Raw genomic sequence first — 7,424 nt, 5'->3', positions numbered from 1 at the left:
CTTTCAGAAATTACCGTAATGACAAAGAAAATAATCAATACCACGAACGCACCAGCTCCGATTGGTCCATATAGCCAGGCAATTTTAGCCGGAACAACATTATATGTTTCCGGACAAGTAGCCTTTGATCCGTTATCAGGAAATTTAATTACAGATTCTATTCAGAATGAGACGCATCGGGTAATGAAAAACATCGAAGCGATCCTGACTGAGGCGGGTTATAACTTTTCAGATATTGTAAAGTGCTCCATCTTTGTTAAAGACCTGAATAACTTTGCTGCGATCAATGAAGTGTATGGTCAATATGTCGGCGAAGGAAAGCCGGCAAGAGAAACCGTTGAAGTTGCCCGTTTACCAAGAGATGTAAATGTTGAAATAAGCTGCATCGCTGTTAAATAGAAAATCTCAAAAGACAAATTCCAAATCCCAAAATGCGCTGTTTGGAATTTGTGTTTTGGAATTTGGAATTTATTTTAAAATAAAATTTCATGTCAGATAATAAACAAGTTCGTGTTCGTTTTGCTCCTTCACCAACGGGGCCTTTACATATAGGTGGTGTCCGTACTGCCTTGTACAATTATTTATTTGCCCGTAAAATGGGTGGGAAGATGTTACTCCGTATCGAAGATACAGATCAAAACCGTTTTGTTCCGGGGGCAGAAGCATATATACAGGAAGCACTTGCATGGGTAGGCATACAAATTGATGAAGGTGCTGGTGTAGGCGGTCCGCATGCGCCGTACAAACAGTCGGAACGTAAACCAATGTATCGCCAGTATGCAGAAAAGCTGATTGCGGAAGGCAATGCGTATTATGCATTTGATACAGCAGAAGAATTGGATGCCATGAAAGAACGTTTGAAAGCCGCTAAAGTGGCTTCACCTTCTTACAACATGGTAACGCGTATGCAGATGAACAACTCATTAACCTTACCGGAAGATGAAGTAAAGAGACGTCTGGATGCAGGCGATGAGTATGTAATCCGCTTGAAAGTACCGCGCAAGGAAGAGATTCGGTTGAATGACATGATCCGTGGTTGGGTAGTGGTACACTCTTCAACCATTGATGATAAAGTATTACTTAAGTCAGACGGTATGCCGACATACCATTTGGCAAATATAGTAGATGATCATCTGATGGAGATCACCCACGTAATACGTGGAGAAGAATGGTTGCCATCGGCACCGCTGCACGTGTTGCTTTACCGTTTCTTAGGCTGGGAAGATACCATGCCGCAGTTCGCGCATTTACCGTTGTTGTTAAAACCGGATGGTAATGGAAAATTAAGCAAGCGTGATGCAGATGCAGCAGGTTTCCCGGTGTTTCCGCTAGACTGGAAAGATCCGGCATCGGGCGACATCTGGATGGGTTTCAGAGAACAGGGATATTTACAGGAAGCAACAACAAACTTCCTGGCATTCCTTGGCTGGAACCCGGGTACACAGCAGGAACTGTTTACCATGGATGAACTGATCGAAGCGTTCAGCGTTGAGCGTATCGGTAAATCAGGAACCAAGTTCGATATCAATAAAGCGAAATGGTATAACCAGCAATACATGCGTCAGTTACCGGATGCAACATTGACAACATTATTGAAGCAGCAAGCTGACGCGCATAAAGCTTCGTATGATGTTGAGAAACTTCCGATGATTGCGCAGCTACTGAAAGAACGCTTAACCTTTGCAAAAGATTTCTGGATCGAAGGACAGTTCTTTTTTGAGGCACCAAAAACGTTTGACGAAAAAGTTGCTTCAACCAAATGGAATGCTGAAGCTATTACTGTCATCACCTTATACAAAGATGCGTTAGCTGCTTACTCCGGCGCATTCAATGCAGATGGTGTAAAACATATTCTGCATGAAGTATTGGAAAAAGCAGATATTAAAATCGGAAAGATCATGCAGGCACTTCGCCTGGCATTGACAGGCGTTGGCGCTGGCCCGGATCTGATGCAATTCATTGAGATCATTGGAAAAGAAGAAGCTGTGAAAAGAATGCAGTTTGCTTTAAGTACCCTTGGTGAAAAAGTAAATTCATAATTTAACTGTATTGAGTTATGCCTAGAAAGAAAAAGACCGATGTTGAAGCTTCAAAGCCTAAAGTTTCTAAAGAACTTGAAGGTTTAAATATTAAGGTAAATACTTTCGGCGAGATCAAAACAAATTATGATATTGATAAGATAAATGAGTTTCTGAATAAAACCGTTGATGATAAAAAACTGCGGGACAGAGATGATTTATCAGATTCTAAATAAGTACTACAAAAATCATTCGTGTGAAAGCTATTCTGCAGCAAACAAGTATATTCATGCTCTTGTTTGTATTTTATTTAGTAGTTCCGGGCTTTGTGCTGCTGCTCACTGCTAAAGGCGAATTCGAAATCTGGCTGAATACCTTTCATACGAATTATCTTGATAATTTTTTTTACTGGGCAACTTATTTTGGTGATGGCATTTTTGCCGTCATTGTTATAACCGGTATTATTCTGTTTGTAAATATTCGCAAAGGGCTTTTTACCGCAATTATTTTATTAGCCGTTTCTGCCGTTACTCAAATTCTGAAGTTGTTTGTGTTTCCCCTGGAACACCGTCCGTCTGTTTTTCTGAAAGATGTCAAGCTCCATTTTGTAGACGGCCTGGAAATTCATACGTCGAACAGCTTTCCTTCCGGGCATACTACGCAGGCTTTCTGCATGTTCTTCCTGTTCTCTTTTTTTCATCCTAATAAGTTTCTGCAATATGTATTTTTTGTGATTGCGTTGCTGGCGGGGATTTCAAGAGTGTATTTGCTGCAGCACTTCCTGCGGGATATTTATGTGGGTGCAATGATCGGCACCCTGGGCTCGTTTATACTTTTATATTATTTTGAAAAGAAACATTTTCTTTCAAACCCTAATCTAGATAAACCACTAATTCAGATACGATAATGAATGTATTAACCGATACATCTTTTCGAACAGACAGAATACTGATCATTCTTATTTCTGCGATTCTATTTATTCCTTTTATAGGATCCGTTCATTTGTTCGACTGGGATGAAATTAATTTTGCAGAAGCATCGCGTGAAATGATCATGAGCGGCGATTACACGCACGTACAGATCAATTACGAAACATTCTGGGAGAAGCCTCCATTCTTCTTCTGGTTGCAGGTGATCTGCATGAAAATCTTCGGCGTAAATGAATTTGCTTCGCGTTTACCAAATGCGTTAACGGGTATCGCAACTATGCTTACGTTGTATGCGATGGGCCGTAAACTGGAGAACAGAAAGTTCGCCTGGATCTGGATGCTAACCTATGCAGGTTCTGTATTACCGCATTTTTATTTCAGAACAGGAATCATCGATCCGGTATTTAACTTATTCATTTTTGTTTCGCTCTGGTTTGTATACCGATTAACTGCATTGGATGCAGCACAAGCGAAAGAACGTTTGTGGTTTGCCTGTTACGCAGGTTTCTTCTCCGGCATGGCCGTATTAACAAAGGGCCCTGTAGGCCTGCTGGATATTTTACTTACCGTAGGTGTGTACATGATTGTGAAACGTAAATTCTGGGTACTGAATTTTAAAGAGTGGTTGATATTCTTTGTTACAGTAGGCGTTGTATCCGTTGCATGGTTTGGTTATGAGCTTGTCACAAGCGGCCCGTTCTTCCTGCAGGAATTCATCACATATCAGATCCGTTTATTTCAAACACAGGATGCAGGGCATGGCGGTCCGTTCTATTACCATGTACTGGTCATCCTGTTTGGTTGCTTCCCGATGTCTTACTTCGCGTTTCTTGGCTTTAAGAATGATGCTGATGATAAAGAGGTGCGCAAACAATTCAGGTTATGGTCTGTGATCGCATTTACAGTAGTATTGATTTTATTCAGCATTGTTAAAACAAAGATCTTCCACTATTCTTCGTTCTGTTATTTTCCTTTGTCATACCTGGCCGCAACAGGTGTTGAGCGTTTGCTGAACGGAAAAAGAAATATGAATCTTTTCCTGTTCCTTGCTATTGTAATTACAGGCCTGATTATAGGCTTTGCATTAATTGCGTTCCCGTTGCTTGTAAAACATTATGAAGGCAGGATGTTTGAAATCACGCCATATATCAAGGATCCGTTTGCGGCAGCAAATTTCCTGGCACCTGTCAAATGGAGCGGTTGGGAATCCCTAGCCGGAGCCGCATATTTACTGATGTTCCTGGCAGCCATTTATTATATGAAAAAAGAAATTGTACGGGGAATTGTATTGCTGTTCTTCTCAATAATACTTTTTCATGAAACCGTATTGCCATTATTCCTGCCTAAAATAGAAGTATATATACAAGGCGAAGTAATTAATTTCTATGAAAGCTTTCAAGATCGCGATGCGAAACCTGCATATGTAGAAGTATTCGATTTTAAAAGTTACGCGCATTTATATTATACAGATAAGGCTCCGGTAACAAATCCAAAGTCCAGGGATATTGAATGGCTGCTGAATGGAGATGTAGACAGGGATGTATATCTGGTAACTAAAGTAGACCGCGGAGAGTTTTTGTCAAAGCATCCGCTCTTTAAAAAGATTGGCGGTCAATACGGGTATTTGTTTTATAAGAGAGAGAAAGGCTCAAAAATAAACGAATAATCTTTTTCAACGTATAATCAGCAATGAAAGCAATTAAGGTCGGTATTATACGGGAAGGAAAAGTGCCCTCAGACAGACGGGTGCCTTTGTTACCGTATCAGTGTGCCGGAATTGTTGCTGCCTATCCGCACGTGAAAATCGTTGTGCAGCCCAGCGATGTGCGTTGTATTACCAATAAAGAATATCTGGCTGCCGGCATTCCGTTACAGGAAGACATGAGCGATTGTGACATTCTGTTAGGAATCAAGGAAGTTCCCATTCACCAATTAATTCCGGATAAAACCTATCTATTCTTTTCGCATACCATAAAACTACAACCCCACAATCAAAAGCTGCTGCAGTCAATCGTTGAAAAAAGAATTACAATGATTGATTATGAGGCGTTGCGTGACACACAGGAAAAGCGTGTGATTGCCTTCGGATATTTTGCGGGTATTGTTGGTGCGTATAATACGTTCCTTTTGCTGGGCAGGAAGTATAAGTTATTCGACCTGAAACCTGCATACAAGTGTTATGATATCGGTGAGTTGAAGCAGGAATTGAGGAAAGTATTTATACCACCATTGAAGATTGTATTAACCGGCGGCGGCAGAGTAGGTAACGGAGCAGAAATGATTTTGAAGGAAATGCAGATTGAAAAAGTTTCTGCAGAAGATTTTCTGAAGAAGACATACAGCAAACCTGTTTATACGCAAGTTACTTCTGCTGATTATAACAGGAGAATGTTTGATGCAGGCGCGGCATGGAACAGTGAGCATTTTCATGAACATCCTGAAGTTTATGAATCAACATTTCTTCGTTTTGCTAAAGCTGCTGATATCCTGATTGCCGGTGCTTTTTGGGATCAGCGGGCGCCGAAATTGTTTACAACCGAAGATATTAAACGCAGCGATTTTTCTATCCGTCTGATCTCAGATATCACCTGTGACATCAATGGTTCTATTCCATCTACGGTTAAGTCTACGAACATCTTTGATCCGGCATATGATTTCAACCCGTTTACCAAGGATATTGAAGCACCTTTTTCTGATCCGCGTAATATTACGGTAATGGCAATTGATAACCTGCCATGTGAAGTGCCTCGCAGTGCATCAGAAGATTTCGGAAATCAGCTTATTAAAAATGTTATTCCTGATCTGGTGCAGCAGCCATACGGAGCGTTGATTCAACGTTGTGCCCTAACGATAAATGGCAAGCTTGGTCCTCAGTTTGAATATCTGAAAGAGTATTCAGAAGGCAAATAATCTCTTTGTAGTTTGCTCTGATTCGTGCATATTTGTACGGAACCCCAATGAAATATTTATGATCAGAAGAATTGTTTTTAACAGCATAGCTATGGTGTTGTTAAGCGTGCCTCTTTTTGCGCAGGAACAAAAGACAATGGAAGACAAAGCCGGAGTCAAAACATTTGAGATGGTAAAAAATACCTATGGTATTTATACCAACGAAGCCTTGCTTCAGGAAGTAACAAGCATCGGCCGGGCGTTGGAGAAGCAGCTTCCGTTTCCTAAACCGCTGACCTATTTTTTAGTGGATACTCCGGAACCGAATGCTTTTGCTACCATGGGCGGTTACGTTTATGTAACGCGCGGCTTATTAAGCATTATCAATACCCGGGATGAACTGGCAGGTGTGATGGCACATGAACTTTCGCATGTGGTGAAACACCACCCCAGAAAAAAACTGGAAGTAGTAATTATTCCCACATTGTTGCAGTTACCTGCAAATGTGGTAGGAGCATTGACAGATCCACAGGTAGGAAGCTTATTAAATATGCCGATTGAACTGCCCTCCAATCTCGGCGTTGCGGCCTTCAGTCGTTCACAGGAAAAAGCTGCCGATATATCGGGTGTGGATATTGCATTGAAAGCAGGTTTCGACCCTTACGGGTTGGTTACTGCATTGGAACGTTTGGATGCTTATGTTGAATACATTACCAATGAGAAGATGGTAAAGACTGCCAATATTGATCACCCGATGACGGTTGACCGTGTGGCGTATTTAACAGAGTATCTGCAAAAGAAAGGATACCAAAGAGGAGCCGGTGTTTCCGGAACCTCCATTCTTGCGATAGATAATTTATTGTATGGACAAAATCCGAAATACGGTATTGCACAATCCAATCTGTATACACACCCATTGATCAGATACCAGGTGCAGTTTCCGAAAGACTGGCTGATGGAGGTCACAAACCAGAACGTGGTGTCTATTTCAAAGGATCAAAAGCAGTGCATCGCCTTAAGCTGCGATTCTTCGTCTACAACGGTAGAAGCACTCGCCAAACAGGCGCGTTCTAAGATCAATCCTTCTTATAGCGTTACGGTTGACTCTTCTTCGATCAATGGATTAAAAGCCATACGCATGTCGGTATATGTTGAATCCAAAGCAAAGAATTGTGAAATGCTCTGGATTCAACTACCGGGTAAAAAATACATCCTGAAATTTATAAGTGTGTATGAAGCAGGACAGGATAATAAAGCAGTGCTGGCATGTTTCAATTCTACCAGAGCGATTACTCATACAGATCTTGAAAAAATATATTATAAAACGATCGACTTAAAAAAGGAAGTACATGATCAGAAAATGAGTGCTTATACGACAAGCAAGGATACTACAGAGATAGGCGTGTTGTGTGTGTTGAATAATGTGAAACCGGAAGATGTAGTCAGGAATGAAGGTAAGTATGTAAAAGTATTTAACCGCATACCGCTTGTGCTGTATAAAGAATAATCACAGTTAAATTGTATAAAGTAAAAGGTCTTATGAATACATTCCATAAGACCTTTATTTTTTGATTGTGTACAGAGATAT

General features: G+C 40.9%; 7 protein-coding genes. All 7 read left to right on the top strand.

Going from position 1 to position 7,424, the window contains the following annotated elements; all coding sequences use genetic code 11:
* Positions 1 to 18: 18 nt before the first annotated feature.
* The 7 genes from ACTHJT_RS15930 (at position 19) to ACTHJT_RS15900 (ending at position 7,343) form a co-directional block, all read left to right on the top strand.
* A complete protein-coding gene (locus ACTHJT_RS15930; RefSeq protein WP_440240008.1) occupies positions 19 to 399 on the top strand; it encodes a RidA family protein in 381 nt (126 codons plus the stop codon).
* 89 nt (positions 400 to 488) lie between these two features.
* Positions 489 to 2,039, top strand: a complete 1,551-nt coding sequence (gene gltX / locus ACTHJT_RS15925; RefSeq protein WP_440240006.1) for a glutamate--tRNA ligase — start codon at positions 489 to 491, stop codon at positions 2,037 to 2,039.
* Between the two features lie 17 nt (positions 2,040 to 2,056).
* Positions 2,057 to 2,254 (top strand): hypothetical protein, encoded by a 198-nt coding sequence (locus ACTHJT_RS15920; RefSeq protein WP_440240004.1) that lies wholly within the window; start codon positions 2,057 to 2,059, stop codon positions 2,252 to 2,254.
* A 20-nt stretch (positions 2,255 to 2,274) separates the two neighbouring features.
* Positions 2,275 to 2,925 (top strand): phosphatase PAP2 family protein, encoded by a 651-nt coding sequence (locus tag ACTHJT_RS15915; protein ID WP_440240002.1) that lies wholly within the window; start codon positions 2,275 to 2,277, stop codon positions 2,923 to 2,925.
* On the top strand, positions 2,925 to 4,613 hold the full coding sequence (locus tag ACTHJT_RS15910; protein WP_440240000.1) for an ArnT family glycosyltransferase: 1,689 nt from the start codon (positions 2,925 to 2,927) through the stop codon (positions 4,611 to 4,613). Before ACTHJT_RS15915 ends, ACTHJT_RS15910 begins: the two co-directional genes overlap by 1 nt.
* Positions 4,614 to 4,636: 23 nt before the next feature.
* Positions 4,637 to 5,857, top strand: coding sequence for an NAD(P)-dependent oxidoreductase (locus ACTHJT_RS15905; RefSeq protein ID WP_440239998.1), 1,221 nt, complete (start codon positions 4,637 to 4,639; stop codon positions 5,855 to 5,857).
* A 58-nt stretch (positions 5,858 to 5,915) separates the two neighbouring features.
* Complete coding sequence (locus tag ACTHJT_RS15900; RefSeq protein WP_440239996.1) at positions 5,916 to 7,343, top strand: M48 family metalloprotease; 1,428 nt, start codon at positions 5,916 to 5,918, stop codon at positions 7,341 to 7,343.
* Positions 7,344 to 7,424 lie beyond the last annotated feature (81 nt).

Source organism: Cytophaga sp. (assembly GCF_051961495.1).
Taxonomy (GTDB): Bacteria; Bacteroidota; Bacteroidia; order Cytophagales; family Cytophagaceae; genus Cytophaga.
Note: the sequence above shows the minus strand (reverse complement) of the source record. Positions and strands in the feature narration are given on the sequence as shown.

Coding starts and splice junctions, on each gene's coding strand:
- ACTHJT_RS15930 (WP_440240008.1), top strand. CDS start 19: ATGACAAAGAAAATAATCAATACCACGAACGCACCAGCTCCGATTGGT.
- gltX (WP_440240006.1), top strand. CDS start 489: ATGTCAGATAATAAACAAGTTCGTGTTCGTTTTGCTCCTTCACCAACG.
- ACTHJT_RS15920 (WP_440240004.1), top strand. CDS start 2,057: ATGCCTAGAAAGAAAAAGACCGATGTTGAAGCTTCAAAGCCTAAAGTT.
- ACTHJT_RS15910 (WP_440240000.1), top strand. CDS start 2,925: ATGAATGTATTAACCGATACATCTTTTCGAACAGACAGAATACTGATC.
- ACTHJT_RS15905 (WP_440239998.1), top strand. CDS start 4,637: ATGAAAGCAATTAAGGTCGGTATTATACGGGAAGGAAAAGTGCCCTCA.
- ACTHJT_RS15900 (WP_440239996.1), top strand. CDS start 5,916: ATGATCAGAAGAATTGTTTTTAACAGCATAGCTATGGTGTTGTTAAGC.